General features: G+C 39.3%; 30 protein-coding genes. 24 read left to right on the top strand and 6 right to left on the bottom strand.

Annotated features, from left to right (window positions below; translation table 11 throughout):
• The first annotated feature begins 13 nt into the window (after positions 1 to 13).
• Complete coding sequence (locus RRU92_RS09780; protein ID WP_153225293.1) at positions 14 to 754, top strand: MerR family transcriptional regulator; 741 nt, start codon at positions 14 to 16, stop codon at positions 752 to 754.
• A gap of 107 nt (positions 755 to 861) precedes the next feature.
• Here the strand turns inward: RRU92_RS09780 and RRU92_RS09775 are convergent, their stop codons facing one another.
• From RRU92_RS09775 to RRU92_RS09760, 4 genes are read right to left on the bottom strand one after another with little or no spacing between them, the layout of a single operon-like run.
• A complete protein-coding gene (locus RRU92_RS09775) occupies positions 862 to 1,317 on the bottom strand; it encodes an 8-oxo-dGTP diphosphatase (RefSeq protein WP_315639671.1) in 456 nt (151 codons plus the stop codon).
• Positions 1,318 to 1,327: 10 nt separating this feature from the next.
• Positions 1,328 to 1,849 (bottom strand): DUF1697 domain-containing protein, encoded by a 522-nt coding sequence (locus RRU92_RS09770; protein ID WP_061862833.1) that lies wholly within the window; start codon positions 1,847 to 1,849, stop codon positions 1,328 to 1,330.
• 50 nt (positions 1,850 to 1,899) lie between these two features.
• Positions 1,900 to 3,066: an NAD(P)/FAD-dependent oxidoreductase gene (locus RRU92_RS09765; protein WP_153225291.1), complete on the bottom strand. Its 1,167-nt coding sequence runs from the start codon at positions 3,064 to 3,066 to the stop codon at positions 1,900 to 1,902.
• Positions 3,067 to 3,123: 57 nt separating this feature from the next.
• Positions 3,124 to 3,969, bottom strand: a complete 846-nt coding sequence (locus tag RRU92_RS09760; RefSeq protein ID WP_153225536.1) for a DegV family protein — start codon at positions 3,967 to 3,969, stop codon at positions 3,124 to 3,126.
• A 124-nt stretch (positions 3,970 to 4,093) separates the two neighbouring features.
• On the opposite strand from RRU92_RS09760, the gene RRU92_RS09755 reads away from it, so the two are divergent.
• From RRU92_RS09755 to RRU92_RS09705, 11 genes are all read left to right on the top strand, one after another.
• Positions 4,094 to 4,651: a TetR/AcrR family transcriptional regulator gene (locus RRU92_RS09755; RefSeq protein WP_315639670.1), complete on the top strand. Its 558-nt coding sequence runs from the start codon at positions 4,094 to 4,096 to the stop codon at positions 4,649 to 4,651.
• Between the two features lie 18 nt (positions 4,652 to 4,669).
• A complete protein-coding gene (locus RRU92_RS09750; protein WP_000136981.1) occupies positions 4,670 to 5,137 on the top strand; it encodes a deoxycytidylate deaminase in 468 nt (155 codons plus the stop codon).
• Positions 5,138 to 5,224: 87 nt separating this feature from the next.
• Positions 5,225 to 5,854: a uracil phosphoribosyltransferase gene (gene upp / locus RRU92_RS09745; RefSeq protein WP_315639667.1), complete on the top strand. Its 630-nt coding sequence runs from the start codon at positions 5,225 to 5,227 to the stop codon at positions 5,852 to 5,854.
• A gap of 24 nt (positions 5,855 to 5,878) precedes the next feature.
• On the top strand, positions 5,879 to 6,232 hold the full coding sequence (locus RRU92_RS09740) for a DNA topoisomerase I (protein ID WP_075232209.1): 354 nt from the start codon (positions 5,879 to 5,881) through the stop codon (positions 6,230 to 6,232).
• A gap of 129 nt (positions 6,233 to 6,361) precedes the next feature.
• Positions 6,362 to 6,952, top strand: coding sequence for an ATP-dependent Clp protease proteolytic subunit ClpP (gene clpP / locus RRU92_RS09735; protein ID WP_075232208.1), 591 nt, complete (start codon positions 6,362 to 6,364; stop codon positions 6,950 to 6,952).
• A 75-nt stretch (positions 6,953 to 7,027) separates the two neighbouring features.
• Complete coding sequence (locus tag RRU92_RS09730) at positions 7,028 to 7,297, top strand: YlbG family protein (RefSeq protein ID WP_049549362.1); 270 nt, start codon at positions 7,028 to 7,030, stop codon at positions 7,295 to 7,297.
• An 86-nt stretch (positions 7,298 to 7,383) separates the two neighbouring features.
• A complete protein-coding gene (locus RRU92_RS09725) occupies positions 7,384 to 8,541 on the top strand; it encodes an ABC transporter substrate-binding protein (RefSeq protein ID WP_075232207.1) in 1,158 nt (385 codons plus the stop codon).
• Positions 8,542 to 8,656: 115 nt separating this feature from the next.
• Positions 8,657 to 9,526 carry a branched-chain amino acid ABC transporter permease gene (locus RRU92_RS09720; RefSeq protein ID WP_075232206.1) on the top strand — a complete coding sequence of 290 codons (870 nt, stop codon included), beginning with the start codon at positions 8,657 to 8,659 and terminating at the stop codon, positions 9,524 to 9,526.
• Between the two features lie 3 nt (positions 9,527 to 9,529).
• Entirely contained in the window at positions 9,530 to 10,486 is a 957-nt protein-coding gene (locus RRU92_RS09715) for a branched-chain amino acid ABC transporter permease (protein ID WP_075232205.1), read from the top strand.
• Entirely contained in the window at positions 10,486 to 11,250 is a 765-nt protein-coding gene (locus tag RRU92_RS09710) for an ABC transporter ATP-binding protein (RefSeq protein ID WP_075232204.1), read from the top strand. The genes RRU92_RS09715 and RRU92_RS09710 overlap by 1 nt, the downstream gene beginning before the upstream one ends.
• Entirely contained in the window at positions 11,250 to 11,960 is a 711-nt protein-coding gene (locus RRU92_RS09705; RefSeq protein ID WP_075232203.1) for an ABC transporter ATP-binding protein, read from the top strand. Before RRU92_RS09710 ends, RRU92_RS09705 begins: the two co-directional genes overlap by 1 nt.
• Before the next feature lie 235 nt (positions 11,961 to 12,195).
• Here RRU92_RS09705 and RRU92_RS09700 read toward each other — a convergent pair whose 3' ends face one another.
• On the bottom strand, positions 12,196 to 13,452 hold the full coding sequence (locus RRU92_RS09700; RefSeq protein WP_315639098.1) for an ISL3 family transposase: 1,257 nt from the start codon (positions 13,450 to 13,452) through the stop codon (positions 12,196 to 12,198).
• Between the two features lie 232 nt (positions 13,453 to 13,684).
• Between RRU92_RS09700 and RRU92_RS09695 the strand changes: the two genes are divergently transcribed.
• From RRU92_RS09695 to RRU92_RS09640, 12 genes are all read left to right on the top strand, one after another.
• Positions 13,685 to 14,341, top strand: coding sequence for a CBS domain-containing protein (locus RRU92_RS09695; RefSeq protein ID WP_000268637.1), 657 nt, complete (start codon positions 13,685 to 13,687; stop codon positions 14,339 to 14,341).
• A 128-nt stretch (positions 14,342 to 14,469) separates the two neighbouring features.
• A complete protein-coding gene (gene rpsF / locus RRU92_RS09690; protein WP_049530661.1) occupies positions 14,470 to 14,760 on the top strand; it encodes a 30S ribosomal protein S6 in 291 nt (96 codons plus the stop codon).
• A gap of 11 nt (positions 14,761 to 14,771) precedes the next feature.
• Positions 14,772 to 15,242 (top strand): single-stranded DNA-binding protein SsbA, encoded by a 471-nt coding sequence (gene ssbA, locus RRU92_RS09685; protein ID WP_000609604.1) that lies wholly within the window; start codon positions 14,772 to 14,774, stop codon positions 15,240 to 15,242.
• Between the two features lie 32 nt (positions 15,243 to 15,274).
• Entirely contained in the window at positions 15,275 to 15,514 is a 240-nt protein-coding gene (gene rpsR / locus RRU92_RS09680; RefSeq protein ID WP_000068664.1) for a 30S ribosomal protein S18, read from the top strand.
• Positions 15,515 to 15,908: 394 nt separating this feature from the next.
• Positions 15,909 to 16,412, top strand: a complete 504-nt coding sequence (locus RRU92_RS09675; RefSeq protein ID WP_049530705.1) for a GNAT family N-acetyltransferase — start codon at positions 15,909 to 15,911, stop codon at positions 16,410 to 16,412.
• 80 nt (positions 16,413 to 16,492) lie between these two features.
• Complete coding sequence (locus tag RRU92_RS09670; RefSeq protein ID WP_315639654.1) at positions 16,493 to 17,893, top strand: bifunctional Cof-type HAD-IIB family hydrolase/peptidylprolyl isomerase; 1,401 nt, start codon at positions 16,493 to 16,495, stop codon at positions 17,891 to 17,893.
• A gap of 1 nt (position 17,894) precedes the next feature.
• On the top strand, positions 17,895 to 18,257 hold the full coding sequence (locus RRU92_RS09665; protein WP_060956020.1) for a S1 RNA-binding domain-containing protein: 363 nt from the start codon (positions 17,895 to 17,897) through the stop codon (positions 18,255 to 18,257).
• Between the two features lie 49 nt (positions 18,258 to 18,306).
• The gene (locus RRU92_RS09660; protein ID WP_000229055.1) at positions 18,307 to 19,053 is read left to right on the top strand and encodes a tRNA1(Val) (adenine(37)-N6)-methyltransferase; all 747 of its coding nucleotides are present in this window, start codon (positions 18,307 to 18,309) and stop codon (positions 19,051 to 19,053) included.
• The gene (locus tag RRU92_RS09655; RefSeq protein WP_315639652.1) at positions 19,043 to 19,327 is read left to right on the top strand and encodes a GIY-YIG nuclease family protein; all 285 of its coding nucleotides are present in this window, start codon (positions 19,043 to 19,045) and stop codon (positions 19,325 to 19,327) included. Before RRU92_RS09660 ends, RRU92_RS09655 begins: the two co-directional genes overlap by 11 nt.
• A gap of 84 nt (positions 19,328 to 19,411) precedes the next feature.
• The gene (locus tag RRU92_RS09650) at positions 19,412 to 20,347 is read left to right on the top strand and encodes a manganese-dependent inorganic pyrophosphatase (RefSeq protein ID WP_315639650.1); all 936 of its coding nucleotides are present in this window, start codon (positions 19,412 to 19,414) and stop codon (positions 20,345 to 20,347) included.
• A 63-nt stretch (positions 20,348 to 20,410) separates the two neighbouring features.
• Positions 20,411 to 20,923: a YiiX/YebB-like N1pC/P60 family cysteine hydrolase gene (locus tag RRU92_RS09645; protein ID WP_315639647.1), complete on the top strand. Its 513-nt coding sequence runs from the start codon at positions 20,411 to 20,413 to the stop codon at positions 20,921 to 20,923.
• Positions 20,907 to 21,557 (top strand): DUF1803 domain-containing protein, encoded by a 651-nt coding sequence (locus RRU92_RS09640; RefSeq protein WP_315639643.1) that lies wholly within the window; start codon positions 20,907 to 20,909, stop codon positions 21,555 to 21,557. The genes RRU92_RS09645 and RRU92_RS09640 overlap by 17 nt, the downstream gene beginning before the upstream one ends.
• A 34-nt stretch (positions 21,558 to 21,591) precedes the next feature.
• On the opposite strand, the gene RRU92_RS09635 is transcribed toward RRU92_RS09640, so the two are convergent.
• Positions 21,592 to 23,037, bottom strand: a complete 1,446-nt coding sequence (locus RRU92_RS09635; protein WP_315639642.1) for a UDP-N-acetylmuramoyl-L-alanyl-D-glutamate--L-lysine ligase — start codon at positions 23,035 to 23,037, stop codon at positions 21,592 to 21,594.
• Positions 23,038 to 23,046: the final 9 nt, after the last annotated feature.

Genomic DNA, 23,046 nt, shown 5'->3' with positions numbered 1-23,046 from the left:
TGAGGAGGAAATCATGTACCATATCAAAGAAGCTGCGCAGCTTTCAGGCGTCTCTATCAAGACCCTTTACCATTATGATAAGATAGGACTCTTGGTTCCGTTAAAGTCAGAAAATGGCTATCGAACCTACAGTCAAGAAGATTTAGAACGACTTCAGGTTATCCTTTATTACAAGTATCTAGGCTTTTCTTTAGAAAAAATAGCAGAGCTATTGAAGGAAGAAAAGACGGACTTGTTACCACATTTGACTAGGCAGTTGGACTATCTAACTCGAGAAAGGCAACATCTGGATACCTTGATTTCCACCTTGCAAAAAACCATTCAAGAACAAAAAGGAGAAAGAAAAATGACTATTGAGGAAAAATTCACTGGATTTAGCTATCAAGACCATCAAAAATACCAGCAAGAGGCGGTAGATAAGTATGGTCAAGAAGTCATGGACCAGGCTCTCGAGCGCCAAAAAGGTCACGAAGACGAAGCTACGGCTGCCTTCAACCAAGTCTTTCAAGCCTTGGCACAAAATCTTCAAGCTGATCTACCTGCAACAGCATCTGAAAATCAAGAGGAAGCAGGCAAACTCTTGCAAGCCATCCGTACTTATGGATTTGACTGCTCTATCGAGGTCTTTGGTCATATCGGAAAAGGCTATGTCTATAATCCAGAGTTTAAGGAAAACATTGATAAGTTTGGACAGGGAACAGCCCAGTACACATCAGATGTCATTGCTCACTATGTAAGCAAACAAACTCGATAAAACTCAAAGACCAAGCTAAGGCTGACAAAACCAGTAACAGATTTTAGCAGGAAGACACAGACTTAGATAAGATAAAAATCGGCGGAGTGTTCTCTGCCGATTTACTGTTATTTGAGTTGGTAAGACCAGTCTTCTCCATCCTTATAGTAAAAGAATTCACTGAGGTCCTCTTCGAGAAAAACACGAAGCATGTCAGACATATCCTCAGTAGCTAATTTTAGATGAGATAGATTTTCAAAATCCTCCCACCAGACATTTCCTTCGTCTGAAGATTGGAGCTCACCAGTAAAGTGTTCTGTTTTGTAAAAGTGGACAACATAACGATAGTCCTCGTCATCATACCAATCTTTGATACCACAGAGTTGAGGCTTAGAAATGGTCAGACCAGTTTCTTCCTTCACTTCGCGAATGACAGCATCGACAAAGGATTCGCCACGTTCAACATGACCACCAGGAAAAGTAATGCCAGGCCAGTCAGGGCTAATTCGGTCTTGAATTAGGACCTTGCCCCCATTTTTAATCATACACATGTTGACAAATTCGACTGATTCTCTTCTGCTCATATTATTTTTCCTATTTTGTTAGTAATTTTTCTACCACGTTTAACTTTCGCATGGTCAGATCAACGCCGAACAGTTTTTCAAGATAGTTGGTATTAAGCTTTTTTCGTTTTGCAGTTCTAGGGAGATAGAGGTAAAGACAATGGTTGCCGATACAAATTTCTTCTTCACCATAGTCACTATCCAATTTTTCAAATGGTAGACTTTGGATAGCATTCTGGAAAAGAATTATATGTATACGGTCATAAAGATAATGTTCTCCAAACGGATTTTCTTGGACAATTTTTGTAAAATCACTCTTATTTTTAATAACCATTTTCAAGTCGGCTCCGATTTTTTCTTTTATTAGAGTATGGACTTGTTCTCGTATTTCTTCTATGGCTAAGTCGCTTTCAAGAATAATATTTCCACTTTGAATATAAGTTCGAACGTGTTGAAAACCAGCCTCTGTTAAGATATCTACCAGATAAGACATTTTAGGGATAGCATTTTGTCCATTCGGTGTAACACCTCTCAGTAAAATAATATGTTCCAAAATAGCTCCTTTCTTATCCAATATCTTTAGATACTATATCATTTATAGTTCTAGTTTGAGCCTGCCACCCAGCCGGTGCAGAGGGCGGAAGTGATGTTAAATCCCCCCGTATGGGCATTGATATCTAGTACCTCACCAGCAAAGTGGAGTCCAGGGACTAGCTTACTTTCCAGCGTTTTAGGATTGATTTCCTTGAGACTAACGCCACCTTTAGTTACAAAGGATTTAGCTAATGACATTTTGCCAGTTACAGGGATTTTAAGAGCCTTGATGGACTGGACAAGTTGGTCGCGTTCTTTTTCTGTTAGTTGTTTGACTTTTTCAGGATATCCTTGCACGAAAAATTCTGCCAAGCGTTCAGGGAGCAAGGTTTTTAAGGCATTTTTCAAGGATTTTTCACGGTTATCTTCTAGAAATGATAACAATTCGCTTTCAGAAAATTGTGGCAAGACATCTAGGGAGAGAATTTCCCCACCCTTGACAAAGCTAGACATGCGTAGTGCAGAAGGACCTGACAAACCAAAGTGGGTAAAGAGCAAATCATGAGTGATGACGTGCTTGCCATAGCTTAGGGTTACATCGTCTAGGGAAATTCCCTGCAAGGCCTTATGCGGGAAATCAGTCAACAATGGACTTTCAGCAGCTTCGAGTTCGGTAATAGTGTGTTTGAAATGTCGGGCGATTTCATGACCAAAACCAGTAGAGCCAGTAGAAGGATAGGATTTTCCACCTGTTGTGACAATGAGTTTATCACAAGTAAAGGTTTGGTCTGCTGACTTGAGGACAAACTGGTCGTCTATCTTTTTAACAGAAACAATCTCTGTTTGAGTGGCAATTTGCCCACCTAGCTCCATGATTTTCTTTTCCAGTGCTTCGATAATGGTTCGAGATTTGTCGCTGGCTGGAAAGACGCGACCATGGTCTTCGACCTTGAGTTTTACGCCATTTTCAGTAAAAAAGTTGATGATATCATGGTTATCAAACTGGGAAAAGACACTGTATAGAAAGCGGCCATTCCCAGGGATGCCAGCTAATAGGTCATCTAGAGTTCCATTGTTGGTCACGTTGCAGCGACCACCACCAGTACCAGCTAATTTTTTTCCAAGTTTTCGATTTTTTTCGATGAGAAGGGTTTTCTGCCCATAAAAGCTACTTGAAATCGTAGCCATCATACCAGCAGGGCCTCCCCCAATTACAATAGTGTCAAAATGTTTCATAAAAGTATTGTACCATAAAAAAAACAAGAGATGATAAGTCATCTCTTGTTTGATTTATTAGTCAATTTCATATCCCATGAGGAGTCCACCTTCTTCTGCATAAAAACTGCAGAGTCCAGAGGTTTGGATAATCTTGATTTCAGCTTGTGGGAATTTTTCACGCAAGAGTTCTGAGAGTTGTTGGCAGAATTTATCATTACTACGGTGAGCCATGACGATACGCCCACCAGCGTAGCCAGCCTTGATTAACTCTTCATAAGCAGCTTGGAGGGACTTCTTAGCACCACGAGCCTTTTGTAGGAGTTCCAAGGTTCCAGTTTCACTTGCTTCCCCGACCATACGAATATTAAGGAGCCCAACAACTGTACCGATCAGCTTACTCAAGCGACCATTCTTAACGAGGTTATCAACCTTAGCGAGGACGAATAGTAACTTAGTTTTTTCTTGGTAGGCAGTAATAGCTTTAACCACTTCTTCAAAAGAAAGTCCTTGGTCAATCAAATCATTGATTTTCTCAACGATTAGATCAACTTCTCCACCAGCAGATAAGCTGTCAATAACATGAATCTGAGTATCAGGATGTTCTTCGAGATAGAGATTCTTAGCTAATTGAGCGCTGTTTTGACTACCAGAAAGAGTTCCGGTAATGGTCACTACAAAAATATGGTTTGCACCTTCGAATGCTCGCAAGTAATCATCAGGGCTAGGACAAGCTGATTTTGAAGCTTCAGAAGTTGCATACATGGTTTCCATCATTTTGTCAATATCAAGACTAGCATCGTCAATAAAGACTTGATCAGCCACTTGAATGGTTAAGGGAACACTGATGAATTCAGTATCAATTGCTGGATTTGCCAGTTGACGATAATCACAACCAGAGTCAGCTACAATCTTCCAAGTCATAGAAATTCTCCATCTTTATCACTTATACATTGACAAAGGTTCTGTCTTTTTTTACAATTATATCATGAAAAATCTTAAAACAAAAGTCTCGTCACTCTGTTGTCACAAGTAGAAAGGAAGTGTTATGGCCGAACGAAGAATTTCCGAAAATTCACTTGAAAATCTCAGAAAATCAAACAAAGAATCCAATTTACTGACCAGAGAAGCTATCGAAACAGCTCTTTTGCAACTTTTGGAGAAGAAGGAGTTGGCTAAGATTAGCATTTCTGAGTTAGTCAAACGTGCTGGTGTTTCTCGTGCCGCCTTTTATCGAAACTATGACTCCAAAGAAGAGATTTTAGAAAGCGTCTTTAAACGCAGTGTCCATAATATCATGGAGCAGCTGAGTCATTACGATGTCAAAACAGATCTCTATCTGGTTTGGGTTCATCTCTTTCGTGAAGCCAGAAAAGAAGCCAAGGTTATTCAGCTTGCCCTGGACTATCACTTGGAAAAAATCTTTGTGCAAGCCATGCAAGAGTTTTTAGAAAAATACTATGGAAAATCAAAAGGAGTCAGCTCTTACCTGCATTCTTTTTGGAGTTCTGCCATCGTATCAGTTTTGCTTAAATGGATCAAGGATGGAATGAAGGTTCCTGCTGAAAAAATCGCAGATTTACGCCTACCATTTTTCAAAAAATAGATCAGGAGGAGAGAAGTTATGACAGAAAAAAGACTGGCTTGGGATGAGTATTTTGCTGCTCAAGCCCTATTGATTGCCAATCGTTCAACCTGTAAACGCGCCAAGGTAGGAGCTGTTTTAGTCAAGGATAATAAGGTTATTTCAACAGGTTATAATGGCTCTGTATCAGGAACAGAGCATTGTATTGACCATGACTGTTTGGTGATTGAAGGTCACTGTGTCCGTACCCTTCATGCAGAGGTGAATGCTATTTTACAAGGAGCCGAACGTGGCGTTCCAAAAGGATTTACAGCTTACGTTACTCATTTTCCTTGTCTCAACTGCACCAAGCAATTGCTTCAGGTAGGATGTGAGCGTGTCGTTTATATTAACCAGTACCGTATGGACGATTACGCCCAGTATCTCTATCGTGAAAAAGGGACTGAGTTGACCCACTTACCGCTTGAGACAGTACAAGCAGCTCTTCAAGAAGCTAACTTGATTTAAAAATTAAAAAAAAAGATGGTTTAGAAGGATTTTTAAACCATTTTTTGATATAATAAGAAGAATAAATTGAAAGAAGGAATTCAGAAAATGGGAAAACTTGAAGTCATTAATCATCCACTCATTCAACACAAATTGTCAATCTTGCGTCGTACAGACACTTCTACAAAAGCTTTTCGTGAATTAGTAGATGAAATTGCTATGTTGATGGGATATGAAGTACTTCGTGATCTTCCGCTTGAAGATGTGGAAATTGAAACACCAATTACTAAAACCGTTCAAAAACAATTGACAGGTAAAAAATTAGCAATTGTACCAATCTTGCGTGCTGGTATCGGTATGGTTGACGGTCTCTTGAGCTTGGTTCCAGCTGCTAAGGTTGGACATATCGGTATGTACCGTGATGAAGAAACTCTTCAACCTGTTGAATACTTGGTAAAATTACCAGAAGATATCGACCAACGTCAAATCTTTGTTGTTGACCCAATGCTTGCGACAGGTGGTTCAGCTATCCTTGCTGTTGATTCCCTCAAAAAACGTGGAGCATCAAACATCAAATTTGTCTGCCTTGTATCTGCTCCAGAAGGTGTAAAAGCTCTTCAAGAAGCTCACCCAGATGTAGAAATCTTTACAGCAGCTTTGGATGAACGTTTGAACGAACATGGCTATATCGTTCCAGGTCTTGGTGACGCAGGAGACCGCTTGTTCGGTACTAAATAAGAATAAAGAATAGAGAAATTTGACATGGGAATCGATTGGGAAGAGATTTTAGGTGTAGAAGAGAATATCGCCGAGTCTTACGATGATTTAGTTAATGAAGCCATGGATGATTATCTAGATGAATCAGATGAATGGCAACGTAGTAATAATGGCCATTATGTCGTTGGTGTTTGGAATGGGAAGAAAGTTCGTTTTAAACATAAATGGTGTAATCATGAATTTTCTGAACAAGAAATAGATGATTTATTAAGTGGCAAAGAAATCCGCTTTCGATGTACTGTGACTAAAAATGAGCAGGATGTTATTGGGAAATTGGAGCATTTAGAATACAAGGGAACTAAGTATGTAGGTTTTTCTCCTTCTAATTGGAAAAAGTAATTTTCATCACTTAATTTAAAAGTATATATGAAAATATATCAAAAATTTGACCTTTTTTGACCAAGGTATTATAATAGTCATAACTTCAGTCATGTGACTAACAAAAATAAAAGTTAAAAGGAGAAATCAATGATTCCTGTAGTAATTGAACAAACAAGTCGTGGGGAACGTTCCTACGATATCTACTCTCGTCTTTTGAAAGACCGCATCATCATGCTGACAGGTCCAGTTGAAGACAATATGGCAAACTCAGTTATTGCTCAGTTGCTCTTCTTGGATGCTCAAGACAGCACTAAAGATATCTACCTCTATGTTAATACACCAGGTGGATCAGTTTCAGCTGGTTTGGCAATTGTAGATACTATGAATTTCATCAAAGCAGACGTACAAACGATTGTTATGGGTATGGCTGCCTCAATGGGAACTATTATCGCATCAAGTGGTGCTAAGGGCAAACGCTTCATGCTTCCAAATGCAGAGTACATGATTCACCAACCGATGGGTGGTACTGGTGGTGGTACGCAACAGACAGATATGGCTATTGCGGCTGAGCACTTGCTTAAAACTCGTAAGTCTTTGGAGCAAATTCTTGCAGATAATTCTGGTAAATCAGTTGAGCAAATCCATGCAGATGCTGAACGTGATTACTGGATGAGCGCTCAAGAAACACTTGAATATGGTTTCATTGATGAAATCATGGCTAATAATTCTTTGAATTAATCTTTTGAAGCAAACTCGACTGAGTTTGCTTTTTTTGATATAATAGTAAGAAGATTGTTAGAAGGAAGTTGTAATATGTTTCAAAAAGAGAATCGGTCTGGTCTGATTATCTACCTATACTATAATCGTGATGCAAAAAAACTCGATAATTATGGTGATATTTGTTACCACTCTAAAAAACACCGTTATCTGCAACTTTATGTTCCAACAGAAGAAGTGGAAGAACTGGTTAGCCGTTTAGGAAAAGAGAAATTTGTCAAAAAAGTGAGACAATGTCATATCCAAGAATTGGAAACTCCCTTTGTTGGTAGTCTCTACAGAAATAACGAAAACGTTATCATGTAAAATTTTAGATAAATGTGTTGACAATTTTCTGATAATTCGGTATATTCTTAACATGCTATTTATTTAAGAAATAAGGAGACAAAAAGATGAAGAAAAAATTTGCCCTATCGTTTGTGGCGCTTGCAAGTGTAGCACTTCTTGCAGCCTGCGGAGAAGTGAAGTCTGGAGCGTCAAACGCTGCTGGTAACGAAATCGACAAAGAACTAAAAATCGGTTTTAATTTTGAAAAAACTGGTGAAGTAGCAGCCTACGGTAGCGCTGAACAAAAAGGTGCTCAATTGGCCGTTGATGAAATCAACGCAGCTGGTGGTATCGATGGAAAACAAATCGAAGTTGTAGACAAAGATAACAAATCTGAGACAGCTGAAGCGGCTACCGTTACAACAAACCTTGTTACCCAATCAAAAGTGAACGCTCTTGTAGGACCTGCAACTTCAGGTGCCACTGCCGCAGCGGTTGCCAATGCTGGTAAAGCAGGTGTACCATTGGTAACCCCATCAGCAACTCAAGATGATTTGACAAAAGGTCAAGATTACCTTTTCCGTGCAACCTTCATCGATAGCTTCCAAGGACAAATCATTGCTAAATACACAACTGATAACTTGAAAGCGAAGAAAGTCGTTCTATACTACGATAACTCATCTGACTATGCTAAAGGGATTGCTGAAGCCTTCAAGAAATCTTATAAAGGTGAAATTGTAGCGACAGAAACGTTCCAATCTAAGGATACAGATTTCCAAGCCGCACTTACAAAAATCAAAGATAAAGACTTCGATGCCATTGTCCTTCCAGGGTACTACACTGAAACTGGTAAAATTGTAAACCAAGCACGTGGTATGGGAATCAAACAACCAATCATCGGTGGTGATGGATTTAGTGATGCTAAATTCGTTGAACAAGCAACACCTGCTGCAGCTACAGACATCTACTACGTAACTGGATTCTCTACTGAAGGTGAAATGACTGATAAAGCCAAGAAATTCGTAGAAGCTTATAAAGCGAAATACAACGAAGAACCTTCAATGTTTGCAGCCTTGGCATATGATTCAGTTTACATGATTTCGGAAGCATCTAAAGGTGCTAAGAACTCTGTCGAATTGAAAGACAACCTTGCGAAGTTGAAAGACTTGGAAGGTGTTACTGGTACAATGTCTATTGACAAAGACCATAATCCGGTTAAATCTGCACTTATGATTGGCTTAAAAGATGGTAAAGTTGAGTCAGTTGAGTCGGTTAAACCTTAATCTAGTAGATATCGTAAATGGGGAATGAGCTTCTACTCACTCCCTGTTTCGGTGTTTATGAAAGGATTATTTTTTTATAAAATTCTAAAAATATAAATTAGAAAGAGTGAACCATATGCTTCAACAACTTGTAAATGGTTTAATCTTGGGTAGTGTCTATGCGCTGCTAGCCCTAGGTTATACTATGGTTTATGGAATTATCAAGCTGATTAACTTTGCCCACGGTGATATCTATATGATAGGTGCTTTCATGGGTTATTTTTTGATTAATTCCTTGCAATTAAATTTCTTTGTTGCCTTGATTTTATCAATGGCAGGCACAGCAATTCTTGGTGTTATCATTGAGTTTCTAGCTTACCGCCCATTACGTCATTCAACTCGTATCTCTGTATTGATTACAGCGATTGGGGTTTCCTTCTTACTTGAGTATGGGATGGTTTATCTAGTCGGAGCCAACACACGTGCCTTTCCTCAAGCAATCCAAACAGTGCGTTATGACTTAGGTCCAATCAGTCTGACCAATATTCAATTGTTGATTTTGACTGTCTCACTTGTTTTGATGGTTCTTCTGCAACTCATTGTACAAAAAACAAAAATGGGGAAAGCCATGCGTGCTGTATCTGTAGATAGTGATGCTGCTCAGTTGATGGGAATCAATGTAAACCGTACTATCAGCTTTACATTCGCTTTGGGTTCAGCCCTAGCTGGTGCAGCGGGTGTCTTGATTGCACTTTACTATAACTCTCTTGAACCATTGATGGGGATGACTCCAGGTATTAAATCATTCGTGGCTGCCGTTCTAGGTGGTATCGGAATCATCCCTGGTGCGGCTCTGGGTGGCTTTGTTATTGGTCTTTTAGAAACATTTGCTACCGCCTTCGGAATGTCAGATTTCCGTGATGCTATCGTGTATGGAATCTTGCTCTTAATCTTGATTGTACGTCCAGCTGGTATCCTCGGTAAGAATGTGAAAGAGAAGGTGTAAACAATGAAAGAAAATTTAAAAGTTAATATTTTATGGTTGCTCCTTTTATTAGCAGGCTATGGCTTAATCAGCGTACTTGTTTCAGCTGGAGTGCTCAATCTCTTTTATATTCAAATTTTAGAGCAAATTGGGATTAACATCATACTTGCAGTTGGTCTTAACCTTATCGTAGGTTTTTCTGGACAATTTTCTCTAGGGCACGCAGGATTTATGGCTATTGGTGCCTATGCGGCTGCAATTATTGGTTCTAAATCTCCAACCTATGGAGCCTTCTTTGGAGCTATGCTTCTTGGAGCACTTATCTCAGGATTAGTGGCTTTAGTCGTTGGGATTCCAACTCTTCGTTTGAAAGGGGACTATCTTGCAGTAGCAACCCTAGGTGTTGCTGAGATTATTCGAATCTGTATTGTTAATGGTGGTGAACTAACTAATGGTGCAGCTGGTATTCTAGGTATTCCAAACTTTACTAACTGGCAAATGGTATATTTCTTTGCTGTGATTACAACAATTGCAACACTTAATTTCCTTCGTAGTCCAATCGGTCGTCTAACTTTATCCGTTCGTGAAGATGAAATCGCTGCTGAATCAGTTGGGGTAAATACAACCAAAATCAAAATTATTGCTTTTGTATTCGGAGCGATGACTGCAAGTATTGCAGGTTCGCTTCAAGCAGGATTTATCGGTTCTGTTGTGCCTAAAGATTATAGTTTTATCAACTCTATCAACGTCTTGATTATTGTTGTATTTGGCGGTTTGGGATCCATTACAGGAGCGATTGTTGCTGCCATTGTTCTTGGTATTTTAAACATGCTTCTACAGGATGTAGCAAGTATTCGTATGATCATCTACGCCCTAGCCTTGGTACTTGTAATGATTTTCAGACCAGGTGGTCTTCTTGGAACATGGGAATTAAGTCTATCTAGTTTCTTTAAAAAAACTAAGAAGGAGGAACAAAACTAATGGCATTACTTGAAGTAAAACAGTTAACCAAGCATTTTGGTGGTCTAACGGCTGTTGGAGATGTAACTCTTGAATTGAATGAAGGTGAACTTGTTGGCTTGATTGGACCGAACGGAGCTGGTAAAACAACTCTCTTCAACCTCTTGACAGGTGTGTATGAACCAAGCGAAGGAACAGTAACCTTGGATGGTCACTTGTTAAATGGCAAGCAGCCCTATAAAATTGCTGCTCTTGGTTTAGGACGTACTTTCCAAAATATTCGTCTCTTTAAAGACTTAACTGTATTAGACAATGTTCTGATTGCATTTAGTAATCATCATAAACAACATGTTTTTGCAAGTTTCTTGCGCTTACCAGCTTTTTATAAGAATGAAAAAGAATTGAAAGCTAAAGCCTTAGAATTACTAAAAATCTTTGATTTGGATGGAGATGCTGAAACTCTCGCTAAAAATTTAGCCTATGGTCAACAACGTCGCTTAGAGATTGTGCGTGCCCTTGCTACAGAACCTAAAATCCTTTTCTTGGATGAGCCTGCAGCGGGTATGAATCCACAAGAAACTGCAGAATTGACTGAGTTGATTCGTCGCATCAAGGATGAATTCAAGATTACTATTATGCTGATTGAACATGATATGAACTTGGTTATGGAAGTTACGGAGCGTATCTATGTTCTTGAGTACGGTCGTTTGATTGCTCACGGGACACCAGATGAAATCAAGAGTAATAAACGTGTTATCGAAGCTTATCTTGGAGGTGAAGCCTAATGTCTATGTTAAAAGTTGAAAACCTCTCAGTACACTATGGTATGATTCAAGCTGTACGTGATGTGAGCTTTGAAGTAAATGAAGGAGAAGTTGTTTCCCTTATCGGTGCAAACGGTGCTGGTAAAACAACCATCCTTCGTACCTTATCAGGCCTTGTTCGTCCAAGTTCTGGTCGGATTGAATTTTTAGGACAAGAAATCCAAAAGATGCCCGCACAAAAAATTGTGGCATCAGGACTTTCTCAAGTACCAGAAGGACGTCACGTCTTCCCTGGTTTGACAGTTATGGAAAACTTGGAAATGGGAGCCTTCCTTAAGAAAAATCGTGAAGAAAATCAAGCAAATCTGAAAAAAGTATTTTCACGTTTCCCGCGTTTGGAAGAACGTAAAAACCAAGATGCAGCTACCCTATCAGGTGGTGAACAGCAGATGCTTGCTATGGGACGTGCGCTTATGTCAACGCCTAAGCTTCTTCTCTTAGATGAACCATCAATGGGGCTTGCTCCAATTTTTATCCAAGAAATTTTTGATATCATCCAAGATATTCAAAAACAAGGTACGACCGTTCTTTTGATCGAGCAAAATGCCAATAAAGCACTTGCCATCGCAGATCGAGGCTATGTTCTTGAAACAGGAAAAATTGTCCTATCAGGAACAGGAAAAGAACTCACCGCATCAGATGAAGTCAGAAAAGCATATCTAGGTGGCTAAACTAGTCTGGGAGACTAGTTTAGGTTGCGGATAAAAATTGCGCCAGCAATCCACATTTAGTCCGAGGGACCTTTTTAGTCGGCAGATAGAGATTGCTTGGCAATCATCAAATCCAGTGGATTGTTTTAGTCTGCGGGAAAGATTGTCGAATAAATTGCATAATCATAAGATTGAGGGCCCTAATATAGGGCTCTTTTTATAGGCTCTTTGTCAACTGTAGTGGGTTGAATAAAAACTAACATCTGGAGAGGACAATTGATGTCCTCTTCATTTTTATATTCAGAGCGATGAAAATTCGTTTCTTAAAGTTGTCAAAGTTCCGAAATCCAAAGGCATTTCGTTTGATAAGTTTAACGAGATTATTGGTCGCTTCCAATTTGGCGTTGGAATAGGGTAGTTGAAGGGCGTTGACAATTTTCTCTTTGTCCTTGAGAAATGTCTTAAAGACAGTCTGAAAAAGAGGATGAACCTGTTTAAGATTGTCCTCAATGAGTCCGAAAAATTTGTCTGGCTCCTTGTTCTGAAAGTGAAAAAGCAAGAGCTGATAGAGATTATAGTGGTGTCTCAAGTCTTCTGAATAGCTCAAAAGCTTGTCTAGAATCTCCTTATTTGTTAAGTGCATGCGAAAAGTAGGGCGATAAAAACGTTTATCACTTAGTTTACGACTATCCTGTTGAATGAGCTTCCAGTAGCGCTTGATAGCTTTGTATTCATGGGATTTTCTATCAAATTGATTCATGATTTGAACACGGACACGACTCATAGCACGGCTAAGATGTTGCACAATGTGAAAACGATCTAGAACGATTTTAGCATAAGGAAAAAGCTGTTTAGCCAAGTTATAGTAAGGACTAAACATATCCATAGTAATGATTTTCACCTGACAGCGAACCGCTCTATCGTAGCGAAGAAAGTGATTGCGGATGATAGCTTGTGTTCTGCCTTCAAGAACAGTGATGATGTTGAGATTATCAAAATCTTGTGCAATGAAACTCATTTTTCCCTTAGTGAAGGCATACTCGTCCCAGGACATAATCTCAGGAAGACGAGAAAAATCATGCTTAAAGTGGAAATCATTGAGCTTTCGAATGACAGTTGAAGTTGAAATGGATAGCTGATGGGCAATATCAGTCATAGAAGTCTTTTCAATTAACTTTTGCGCAATTTTTTGGTTGATAATACGAGGAATTTGATGATTCTTCTTGACGATAGAAGTCTCAGCGACCATCATTTTCGAGCAATGATAGCACTTGAATCGACGCTTTCTAAGGAGGATTCTAGTAGGCATACCAGTTGTTTCAAGATAAGGAATTTTCGACGGTTTTTGAAAGTCATATTTTTTCATTTGACTTCCACAATCAGGACAAGATAGAGCATCGTAGTCCAGTTTGGCGATGATTTCCTTGTGTGTATCCATATTGATGATATCTACAATCTTGATGTTTGGGTCTTTAATATCAAGGAGTTTTGTGATAAAATGTAATTGTTCCATATGAATCTTTCTAATGAGTTGTTTTGTCGCTTTTCATTATAGGTCATATGGGACTTTTTTTCTACAACAAAATAGGCTCCATAATATCTATAGGGGATTTACCCACTACAAATATTATAGAGCCTTTTTATAGTATTTCAGAGTTTTCAGAATCTTGAAAAAGAGATGAAAGCGTTTGATTGATTTTCGTAAAAAGTGTATAATAAAGCTATAAACATAAAGGAGAGTTCCTATGGCAGTTAAAGATTTTATGACACGAAAGGTCGTATATATTAGCCCAGATACGACTGTAGCACATGCAGCAGACTTGATGCGCGAACAAGGTTTGCATCGTCTTCCTGTTATTGAAAATGATAAATTAGTTGGTCTAGTAACAGAAGGAACAATTGCTGAAGCCAGTCCGTCAAAAGCAACGAGTCTTTCAATCTTCGAGATGAATTACTTGCTCAATAAAACAAAAGTAAAGGACGTCATGATTCGTGATGTTGTAACTGTCTCAGGTTATGCAAGTTTGGAAGATGCAACCTACCTTATGCTGAAAAATAAGATTGGAATCTTGCCAGTTATCGATAATGGACAAGTCTATGGTGTCATTACTGACCGTGATGTATTCAGAGCATTTCTTGAAATTTCTGGTTATGGCGAAGAGGGAATCCGTGTTCGTTTTATCACAGAAAATGAAGTTGGGGTACTTGGTAAGATTGTTTCTTTAATCGTTGAGGAAAATCTCAATATTTCTCATACTGTTAATATTCCACGTAAAGATGGTAAGATTGTTATCGAAGTTCAAATTGAGGGAACGGTTGATCTAGCTACCTTTAAACAGAAATTTGAATCTGAGAATATTCAAGTTGAAGAAATTACACAAACTTTAGCAAAAAAACTGTAAAAAATAAAATAGAAGCAGTTTTTACTTGCTAAAAAAATTTTTTTCTAGTATAATAATTTATTGTGAGCAAACCTCACTTACCCCTTGCAATGTCTTGGGGTCATTAGACCAAAAGGAGGAACATATCAATGGCTAAATACGAAATTCTTTATATCATTCGTCCAAACATTGAAGAAGAAGCGAAAAACGCTTTGGTAGCACGTTTTGACTCTATCTTGACTGACAACGGTGCAACTGTTGTTGAATCAAAAACATGGGAAAAACGTCGTCTTGCATACGAAATCCAAGATTTCCGTGAAGGACTTTACCACATCGTTAACGTTGAAGCAAACGACGACGCAGCTCTTAAAGAGTTTGACCGTCTTTCAAAAATCAACGCTGACATTCTTCGTCACATGATCGTCAAACTTGACGCGTAAGAAGGTAGATTATGATTAACAATGTTGTACTTGTAGGGCGTATGACTCGTGACGCTGAGTTGCGTTATACCCCATCAAATGTAGCAGTTGCGACTTTTACTCTTGCAGTAAACCGTACATTTAAGAGTCAAAATGGCGAACGTGAGGCTGATTTTATTAATGTCGTTATGTGGCGCCAACAGGCTGAGAACCTTGCTAACTGGGCTAAAAAAGGCTCGCTTATCGGGGTGACAGGTCGTATTCAGACTCGTAGTTACGATAACCAGCAAGGACAACGTGTCTACGTGACGGAAGTCGTGGCTGAGAATTTCCAAATGTTGGAAAGCCGTAGTGTGCGTGAAGGACATACTGGTGGAGCTTATTCAGCACCAAGTTCAAACTATTCAGCACCTACTCAATCAGTACCTGACTTTTCACGTGATGAAAATCCATTCGGAACAACGAATCCTTTGGATATTTCAGATGATGATTTACCATTCTAATGGACAATTAATACTATAAAGGAGAAAAAAACATGGCTCAACAACGTCGTGGCGGATTCAAACGCCGTAAAAAAGTTGATTACATCGCAGCAAACAAAATTGAATATGTTGATTACAAAGATACTGAGCTTCTTAGCCGTTTCGTTTCAGAACGTGGGAAAATCCTTCCTCGTCGTGTAACAGGAACTTCAGCTAAAAACCAACGTAAAGTAACAACAGCTATCAAACGCGCTCGCGTAATGGCTTTGATGCCTTTCGTAAACGAAGATTAAAAAAGAGGTCCAGTGGACCTCTTTTTCATGAGCTTGAAAATAAGAAAGCGAGTTGAGGTCCGAGGGACCTTTTTTCACGAGCATGGAAATAGGAAAGCGAGTTGAGGTCCGGGGGACCTCTTTTTCAGACCCGTTTGGATCTTTTTTTCAGGTCCAGTGGACCTCTTTTTCATGAGCTTGAAAATAAGAAAGCGAATTAAGACCCCGACGGGTCTTTTTTTCACGAGCTTTGAAATGAGAGAGCGAGTTTGGGTCCGAGTGGCTCTCTTTTTCATTAGCTTGAAAACAAGAAAGCGAATTAAAGCCCGGGTGGGTCTTTTCTCACGAGATAATTTTTTTCTGACATTGGCGTGCTATAATGGTAATAGAAAGAGTAAAGGTGGGTAAGTCAAAGATGAATTGTACGATTAGAAATATGATTAAGTCTGATATTGAATCCTTATCTCATGGATTTATGAATCAAGGTTGGCCTGGTAGAGAGGATATTTTGGCTAGATATTTTCTGGAACAGGAAAGTGGGGAGAGAGAAGTCTTAGTTGCAGAGATTGATGGTGCTGTAGCGGGCTACGTTACCATTTTGCCCTCTGCTAAACATGGTCCTTTTGCAGAAGTCTATCCAGAATTATCAGATTTTAATGTGTTTGAGCCTTTTCGAAATCAAGGGATTGGGAATCAACTGCTAGAAGAAGCAGAAAAACGAGTCAAGTTTGTTTCGAGTAAGGTCACTCTTGGTGTAGGTTTGCACTTAGGCTATGGCCCTGCCCAGAGATTGTATATCAGACGGGGCTACATTCCAGATGGGACAGGTGTCTGGTATCGAAATCAACCCTTGGAAATGAATGCAACTAGCCAAAATAATGATGATTTGGTTTTGTATCTAGTAAAGGAATTTGGATAAGAGACAAGGATTTTATTGGGGATGTGGGATTTCTCTACTTTATGGTATAATGGAAAGAGTGAATTGAAGGAGGCATTGTGATGGACGCGAAATTAAGATATAAGGCAAAAAAGATAAAGGTTATTTTTTTTGATATTGATGATACGTTGAGAAACTCAAAGACTGGTTTTATCCCTACCTCAATTCCAACTGTTTTTAAACAATTGCGTGAAAAAGGTGTTTTAACTGGGATTGCGACTGGTCGTGGGATTTTCGGTGTCGTGCCAGAGATTCGCGAGCTTAAACCTGACTTTTTTGTTACTCTGAATGGTGCCTATATTGAGGATAAAAAGGGCAATGTCATTTATAGTAACAAAATTGCTAAGGATAAGGTAGAAGAGTATATTGCTTGGACCAAGGAAGTTGGGATTGAATATGGTTTAGTTGGTAGTCATACTGCTAAACTCTCCACTAGAACTGAGTTGATTAGTGAGGCCATTGATCCAATTTATCCTGACTTGGATGTTGATCCTGATTTTTATGAAAAAGAAGACATCTATCAGATGTGGACTTTTGAGGATCAGGGAGATGACCTGATTTTGCCTGAAAGTTTAGCATCGACTTTGCGTATGGTACGCTGGCATGAATATTCGTCAGATGTGGTGCCTATTTCTGGCTCAAAAGCAGCTGGGGTTGCAAAAGTTGTAGAACATTTAGGTCTTAAACCTGAGAACATCATGGTCTTTGGAGACGGTCTTAACGATTTGGAGCTTTTTGATTATGCAGGTATTAGTGTTGCTATGGGGATTTCTCATGACAAAATCAAAGAAAAAGCAGATTATATTACAAAAAAATTAGAAGAAGATGGCATCTTTGATGCCTTAGAAGGATTTGGTATGGTAGAAAAAGAATTACATTTTCCGCAAGTAGACATTGAAGCAGTAGAAGGTCCGATTGCGACTATTAAAACAAATCATGGAGATATGCGTATTAAGCTTTTCCCTGAACATGCACCAAAAACAGTAGCCAACTTTATCGCTCTTTCAAAAGATGGTTACTATGACGGGGTCATTTTCCACCGTATTATCAAAGACTTTATGATTCAAGGTGGAGATCCAACTGGTACTGGTATGGGTGGCGAATCTATCTATGGTGAGTCATTTGAAGATGAATTTTCAGAAGAACTTTATAATATCCGTGGAGCCCTTTCTATGGCTAATGCTGGACCAAATACAAACGGTAGCCAGTTCTTTATCGTGCAAAATCAACACTTGCCATACTCTAAGAAAGAAATTGCTCGTGGTGGTTGGCCAGAACCAATTGCAGAAATCTATGCAGAACAAGGTGGAACTCCTCATCTAGATCGTCGTCACACAGTTTTTGGACAGCTTGCAGATGAAGCTTCTTATGAAGTTCTGGATGTAATTGCAGGTGTAGAAACAGGTGCAATGGACAAGCCAGTTGAAGATGTCGTCATCGAAACGATTGAAATCGAGGACTAAGATGAAAATAGGTGATAAGCTAACAGGGCGAATTACAGGGATTCAGTCTTATGGAGCCTTTGTGGAGCTAGAGACTGGTATCACAGGTTTGATTCATATTTCTGAAATTCGCACAGGATTTATTGAGAATATCTATGATATACTAAAAATCGGTGAAGAAGTTCAAGTTCAGGTTGTCGATTTGGACGAATATACAGGTAAAGCAAGTCTTTCTATTCGGACTTTGGAAGAAGAGAAACATCAGTTACCGAGACGGAGACGTTTTTCAAGTGACCGTGTCAAATACGGATTTGCTCCTTTGGCTCGCATGATGCCTATCTGGACCAAGGAAGCTATTTCTAATCTAAATAAGAAAAAGTCTTAATTGATTTTTTCTCTCTTGAAATGTTAATATAGTTTGTTATAATAGAAGTATGGTAGAAGAATTATTAAAATCAGGAGAGAGAATCAATCAGCTCTTTTCTACAGATATCAAGATTATTCAAAATAGAGAGGTTTTCAGCTATTCGGTGGATAGTGTACTTTTGTCACGCTTTCCTCGCTTTCCTAAAAATGGCTTGATAGTGGATTTTTGTGCTGGGAATGGAGCTGTTGGGCTTTTTGCCAGTAGTCGTACTAAGGCGAAAATTCTGTCTGTTGAAATCCAAGAACGCCTGGCAGATATGGCTGAACGATCAGTCCGTTTAAATAGCTTGGAAGAGCAGATGCAGGTTATCTGTGATGATTTGAAAAATATGCCTGCTTACATTCAGGGGAGTAAGGTTGATTTGATTTTGTGCAATCCTCCCTATTTTAAGGTGGACCCAAATTCTAATCTGAACGAGAGTGAGCACTACTTGTTGGCTCGGCACGAAATTACGACCAATCTCAAGGAAATCTGCCGTAGTGCCCAAAGTATTCTCAAATCCAATGGGCGTTTAGCCATGGTTCACCGTCCTGATCGTTTGTTAGATATTTTAGAAACGCTTCAACAACACAATTTGGCTCCAAAACGTCTGCAATTTGTCTACCCTAAACGAGAGAAAGAAGCCAATATGCTTTTGATCGAGGCTATCAAGGACGGCTCCACTAGTGGTTTTAAGGTTCTGCCACCACTCATTGTTCATAATGATGATGGTTCCTATACTCCAGAAATTCAAGAAATCTATTATGGATCATAAAGCTTATATGTATGTAGTTGAGTGTCGGGATGGTTCCTACTATACTGGTTATACAACGGATGTCAAGAAACGTGTCGCTGTCCACAATAGTGGGAAAGGTGCCAAGTACACACGAGCTCGGTTGCCAGTAAAACTCATCTATGCTCAAGGTTTCGATAGTAAAGAAGAAGCTATGTCGGCTGAGGCACTTCTCAAACGTAAGAAGAGAGCGCAAAAGGAAAGATTTTTATCTGAAAACCAAGAAAAAAATTTACTCAGTCATTTAGAAGAGTAGTGGGGAGTTCTTTGACTCCTCTTACTTTTGTCAAAAATTAAAAAAAATGCTACAATAAAGAGAATAAAGAAACGAGGTATTATCATGTCTAAGATTCTAGTATTTGGTCACCAAAATCCAGATTCGGATGCTATCGGTTCATCTGTAGCCTTTGCTTATCTTGCAAAAGAAGCTTATGGTTTGGATACAGAAGCGGTGGCTCTTGGTGCTCCAAATGAAGAAACAGCTTTTGTATTGAACTATTTTGGTGTTGAAGCACCACGTGTTATCACTTCAGCTAAGGCAGAAGGTGCAGACCAAGTTATCTTGACTGACCACAATGAATTCCAACAATCAGTTTCAGATATCGCTGAAGTAGAAGTTTACGGTGTTGTGGATCACCACCGTGTAGCTAACTTTGAAACTGCAAGCCCACTTTACATGCGTTTGGAGCCAGTTGGTTCAGCATCTTCAATCGTATACCGTATGTTCAAAGAACACGGTGTAACTGTTCCAAAAGAAATTGCAGGTTTGATGCTTTCAGGTTTGATTTCAGATACCCTTCTTTTGAAATCTCCAACAACTCACCCATCTGATAAGGTGATTGCGCCTGAATTGGCTGAATTGGCTGGTGTGAACTTGGAAGAATACGGTCTTGCCATGCTCAAGGCTGGTACTAACTTGGCAAGCAAATCAGCAGAAGAATTGATTGACATCGATGCTAAGACTTTTGAATTGAACGGAAACAATGTTCGTGTGGCTCAAGTCAATACAGTTGATATCGCTGAAGTCTTGGAACGCCAAGCTGAAATTGAAGCAGCTATCCAAGCAGCAAATGCAGCTAACGGATACTCTGACTTTGTTTTGATGATTACAGATATCGTCAACTCAAACTCAGAAATTTTGGCTCTTGGTGCTAATATGGACAAGGTAGAAGCAGCTTTCAACTTCAAACTTGAAAACAACCATGCCTTCCTTCCAGGTGCTGTTTCACGTAAGAAACAAGTAGTACCACAATTGACTGAAAGCTTCAATGCTTAATGATTGATGGGGAAACCCATTGTTAAAAAGGAGTTTCGACTCCTTTTTTGCTAGGAGAGAAGTATGTTAGAAAATGGTGATTTGATTTTTGTTAAGGATGATTCGGATATAGGACAGGCCATCCAGGAATCTACTGGCAACTATAGCCATGTGGCCCTCTTTTTGGACGGACAGGTCTATCATACAACTACGGAAGGCGGTGTCATTGCCCAATCCCCTGAAGATTTCTTTGAAGCTGAGAAAGTATATGACCTTTATCGCTATCCGAAAATGGATCTCAAAGAGGTTAAAAAACTGGCAGAGAGACTTTTAGGGTCTCCCTACAATTTCTCTTTTTATCCCGACGGAGATGGTTATTACTGTTCCCAGTTCATTGCTGAACTACTCCCTATTTTTGGGACCATTCCCATGAAGTTTGGGAATGATACACAGGAAATTAGTGATTTCTGGAGAGAATATTATCGAGAGTTGGGGCTTCCTGTACCTCTGAATCAGCCTGGTACTAACCCGAGTCAATTAGCAGCATCACCACTTTTAGTTTGTAAAGAAAGGAATCTTCATGATTCAGATTTTTAATTCATCTCGCTTGACGCGTCAACCATTCTTTAGAGATTTGGTTGACTATCTTGATCAGCATGATGATGTTATTCTCCGTGAAATCAAGGCTCAGTTTCCAGGGGTTGCAGTTGACAAGTACTTGGAGGAATACATTAAAGCTGGTTTCATTCTTCGAGAAAACAAACGCTATTATCTCAATCTCCCATTTCTAGAATCTACAGAATCTCTTGAACTAGACCAAGAAGTCTTTGTGAGAGATGATAGTCCTATCTATCTAGAAATCCTGGAGAAACATTTTCAGACGGAATTACGCAATCAAACCAATGCAGCTATCCTAGAAGAGTATACGGATTTTGCTAGGGAAAAAATGACCTTGTCTAATTATTTTTATAAGGTTAAGCACCAGTATCCGCTGACAGAAGAACAGCAGAAACTCTATGCTGTTTTGGGGGATGTCAATCCTGAGTATGCTCTCAAGTATATGACAACCTTTTTGCTCAAATTCCTCAAAAAAGACCAACTAATGCAGAAACGTCGTGATATCTTTGTAGATAGTTTAGTTTTGTTAGGCTACATCGTTCAAAATGTAGATGGGAAATATGAGTTGGCTGTCGAATTTGATAAGGAACGATTCATCTTTATAAAAAAATAAAGGCTAGGGATTTTCCTAGCCTTCTTTAAATTTACTATAGATAACGTTCTGCGATAGCTGCATCTCCAGGGTAGTCTTCCTTCTTGCCTTGGACGATTTGGTAGCAATCAGCTCCTTTACCAGCGATAATGACCGCATCTTCAGCTTGGCTCGTAATAGCCATAGCAGTCTTGATAGCTTGCTCACGGTCGGCAATCTTTTCAACAGGATGATGGATATAGCTACTGATTTCATCTGCAATGGCCATTGGATCTTCGTAGTTTGGATCATCAGCTGTTAGAAAGACTTGAATTTCAGGATGTTGATCGAGGAGAAGTCCAAAGTCCTTGCGACGGCTTTCTCCCTTGTTTCCAGTTGAACCGAGAACTAGAGCTATCTTTCCGGTCTGATGTGTTTCAACGACAGAGATTAGTTTTTTAAGACTGTCACCATTGTGGGCGTAATCAATGAAAACTTTTGCACCATTTTTCTGAGTGAGGACTTCCATTCGACCAGGAACACGTGTTGCTGCAATTCCTTTTTTGATGTCATCCAGACTAGCACCTAGACGAAGACAAGCCAGCCCAGCTGCGACGGCATTTTCTTGGTTGAAGTGCCCAATCAACTGAATATCATAGTCTCCAGCTAATTTACCAGTAGCTGAGAAGCTAAAGGCTTTGGAGTTTTCAATTTGGTTACTTGATTGGCTACCGTAGAAGTCGTGCTCTTGGTTCTCAACTTGCTCTTTTAAGACAGAGAAGTGGTCCATATCGCTATTAATGACAACTGCTCGGCTATTTTTCATCAAGAGACGTTTGTGGTAGAAGTAGTCTTCAAAGGTTGGATGCTCAATAGGACCAATATGGTCAGGACTAATGTTGAGGAAGACACCGACATCAAAGGTCAGTCCGTAGACTCGTTTAACCAAGTAGGCTTGACTGGATACTTCCATGATAAGGTGAGTTCTTCCATTATCAACAGCCTGGGCCATCATGTCAAAGAGGTCGATACTCTCAGGAGTAGTCAGGGCAGATTTAAAGAAAGTCTTGCCGTCCAAGGTCGTATTCATGGTTGATAACATAGCTGGACGATGTTGTTGACTTAAGATGTTGTAGGCGAAGTAAGCTGCGGTTGTTTTTCCTTTAGTACCAGTGAAAGCAAGTAATTTTAATTTCTTCTGAGGGTTGCCATAAAACTCCATGGCAATCAAACTCATGGCTTTCTTGATATCGCTAACGACAATAACAGGGATACCTACTTCATAGTCTTGTTCTGCTACATACCAAGCAAGTCCTTGTTCAATTGCCGAAAGTAGAAATTCTTTTTTGAAGGCTGCTCCTTTGACAAAAAAGAGACTATTTTCTTTTGCTTTTCGGCTATCATAGCAGATGCTATCAAAAACGACATCACTATAATAATAATGGTAATGTCCTTGGTCAATAATCTCACGGAAGAGACCATCTTTCTTTAAAATATCTAATATAGTTTCAATCTTTATCATACTTTCTAT

Origin of the sequence: Streptococcus sp. DTU_2020_1001019_1_SI_AUS_MUR_006, assembly GCF_032340315.1 — a bacterium.
In the GTDB taxonomy this organism is placed as follows: Bacteria; Bacillota; Bacilli; order Lactobacillales; family Streptococcaceae; genus Streptococcus.
The sequence above is the reverse complement of the archived record's forward strand: the minus strand, read 5'-3'. Positions and strand labels throughout refer to the sequence as shown.

Excerpts from the sequence above, each read along its gene's own strand:
- RRU92_RS09780 (WP_153225293.1), top strand. The coding sequence starts at position 14 with ATGTACCATATCAAAGAAGCTGCGCAGCTTTCAGGCGTCTCTATCAAG.
- RRU92_RS09775 (WP_315639671.1), bottom strand. The coding sequence starts at position 1,317 with ATGAGCAGAAGAGAATCAGTCGAATTTGTCAACATGTGTATGATTAAA.
- RRU92_RS09765 (WP_153225291.1), bottom strand. The coding sequence starts at position 3,066 with ATGAAACATTTTGACACTATTGTAATTGGGGGAGGCCCTGCTGGTATG.
- RRU92_RS09760 (WP_153225536.1), bottom strand. The coding sequence starts at position 3,969 with ATGACTTGGAAGATTGTAGCTGACTCTGGTTGTGATTATCGTCAACTG.
- RRU92_RS09755 (WP_315639670.1), top strand. The coding sequence starts at position 4,094 with ATGGCCGAACGAAGAATTTCCGAAAATTCACTTGAAAATCTCAGAAAA.
- RRU92_RS09750 (WP_000136981.1), top strand. The coding sequence starts at position 4,670 with ATGACAGAAAAAAGACTGGCTTGGGATGAGTATTTTGCTGCTCAAGCC.
- upp (WP_315639667.1), top strand. The coding sequence starts at position 5,225 with ATGGGAAAACTTGAAGTCATTAATCATCCACTCATTCAACACAAATTG.
- RRU92_RS09740 (WP_075232209.1), top strand. The coding sequence starts at position 5,879 with ATGGGAATCGATTGGGAAGAGATTTTAGGTGTAGAAGAGAATATCGCC.
- clpP (WP_075232208.1), top strand. The coding sequence starts at position 6,362 with ATGATTCCTGTAGTAATTGAACAAACAAGTCGTGGGGAACGTTCCTAC.
- RRU92_RS09730 (WP_049549362.1), top strand. The coding sequence starts at position 7,028 with ATGTTTCAAAAAGAGAATCGGTCTGGTCTGATTATCTACCTATACTAT.
- RRU92_RS09725 (WP_075232207.1), top strand. The coding sequence starts at position 7,384 with ATGAAGAAAAAATTTGCCCTATCGTTTGTGGCGCTTGCAAGTGTAGCA.
- RRU92_RS09720 (WP_075232206.1), top strand. The coding sequence starts at position 8,657 with ATGCTTCAACAACTTGTAAATGGTTTAATCTTGGGTAGTGTCTATGCG.
- RRU92_RS09715 (WP_075232205.1), top strand. The coding sequence starts at position 9,530 with ATGAAAGAAAATTTAAAAGTTAATATTTTATGGTTGCTCCTTTTATTA.
- RRU92_RS09710 (WP_075232204.1), top strand. The coding sequence starts at position 10,486 with ATGGCATTACTTGAAGTAAAACAGTTAACCAAGCATTTTGGTGGTCTA.
- RRU92_RS09705 (WP_075232203.1), top strand. The coding sequence starts at position 11,250 with ATGTCTATGTTAAAAGTTGAAAACCTCTCAGTACACTATGGTATGATT.
- RRU92_RS09700 (WP_315639098.1), bottom strand. The coding sequence starts at position 13,452 with ATGGAACAATTACATTTTATCACAAAACTCCTTGATATTAAAGACCCA.
- RRU92_RS09695 (WP_000268637.1), top strand. The coding sequence starts at position 13,685 with ATGGCAGTTAAAGATTTTATGACACGAAAGGTCGTATATATTAGCCCA.
- rpsF (WP_049530661.1), top strand. The coding sequence starts at position 14,470 with ATGGCTAAATACGAAATTCTTTATATCATTCGTCCAAACATTGAAGAA.
- ssbA (WP_000609604.1), top strand. The coding sequence starts at position 14,772 with ATGATTAACAATGTTGTACTTGTAGGGCGTATGACTCGTGACGCTGAG.
- rpsR (WP_000068664.1), top strand. The coding sequence starts at position 15,275 with ATGGCTCAACAACGTCGTGGCGGATTCAAACGCCGTAAAAAAGTTGAT.
- RRU92_RS09675 (WP_049530705.1), top strand. The coding sequence starts at position 15,909 with ATGAATTGTACGATTAGAAATATGATTAAGTCTGATATTGAATCCTTA.
- RRU92_RS09670 (WP_315639654.1), top strand. The coding sequence starts at position 16,493 with ATGGACGCGAAATTAAGATATAAGGCAAAAAAGATAAAGGTTATTTTT.
- RRU92_RS09665 (WP_060956020.1), top strand. The coding sequence starts at position 17,895 with ATGAAAATAGGTGATAAGCTAACAGGGCGAATTACAGGGATTCAGTCT.
- RRU92_RS09660 (WP_000229055.1), top strand. The coding sequence starts at position 18,307 with ATGGTAGAAGAATTATTAAAATCAGGAGAGAGAATCAATCAGCTCTTT.
- RRU92_RS09655 (WP_315639652.1), top strand. The coding sequence starts at position 19,043 with ATGGATCATAAAGCTTATATGTATGTAGTTGAGTGTCGGGATGGTTCC.
- RRU92_RS09650 (WP_315639650.1), top strand. The coding sequence starts at position 19,412 with ATGTCTAAGATTCTAGTATTTGGTCACCAAAATCCAGATTCGGATGCT.
- RRU92_RS09645 (WP_315639647.1), top strand. The coding sequence starts at position 20,411 with ATGTTAGAAAATGGTGATTTGATTTTTGTTAAGGATGATTCGGATATA.
- RRU92_RS09640 (WP_315639643.1), top strand. The coding sequence starts at position 20,907 with ATGATTCAGATTTTTAATTCATCTCGCTTGACGCGTCAACCATTCTTT.
- RRU92_RS09635 (WP_315639642.1), bottom strand. The coding sequence starts at position 23,037 with ATGATAAAGATTGAAACTATATTAGATATTTTAAAGAAAGATGGTCTC.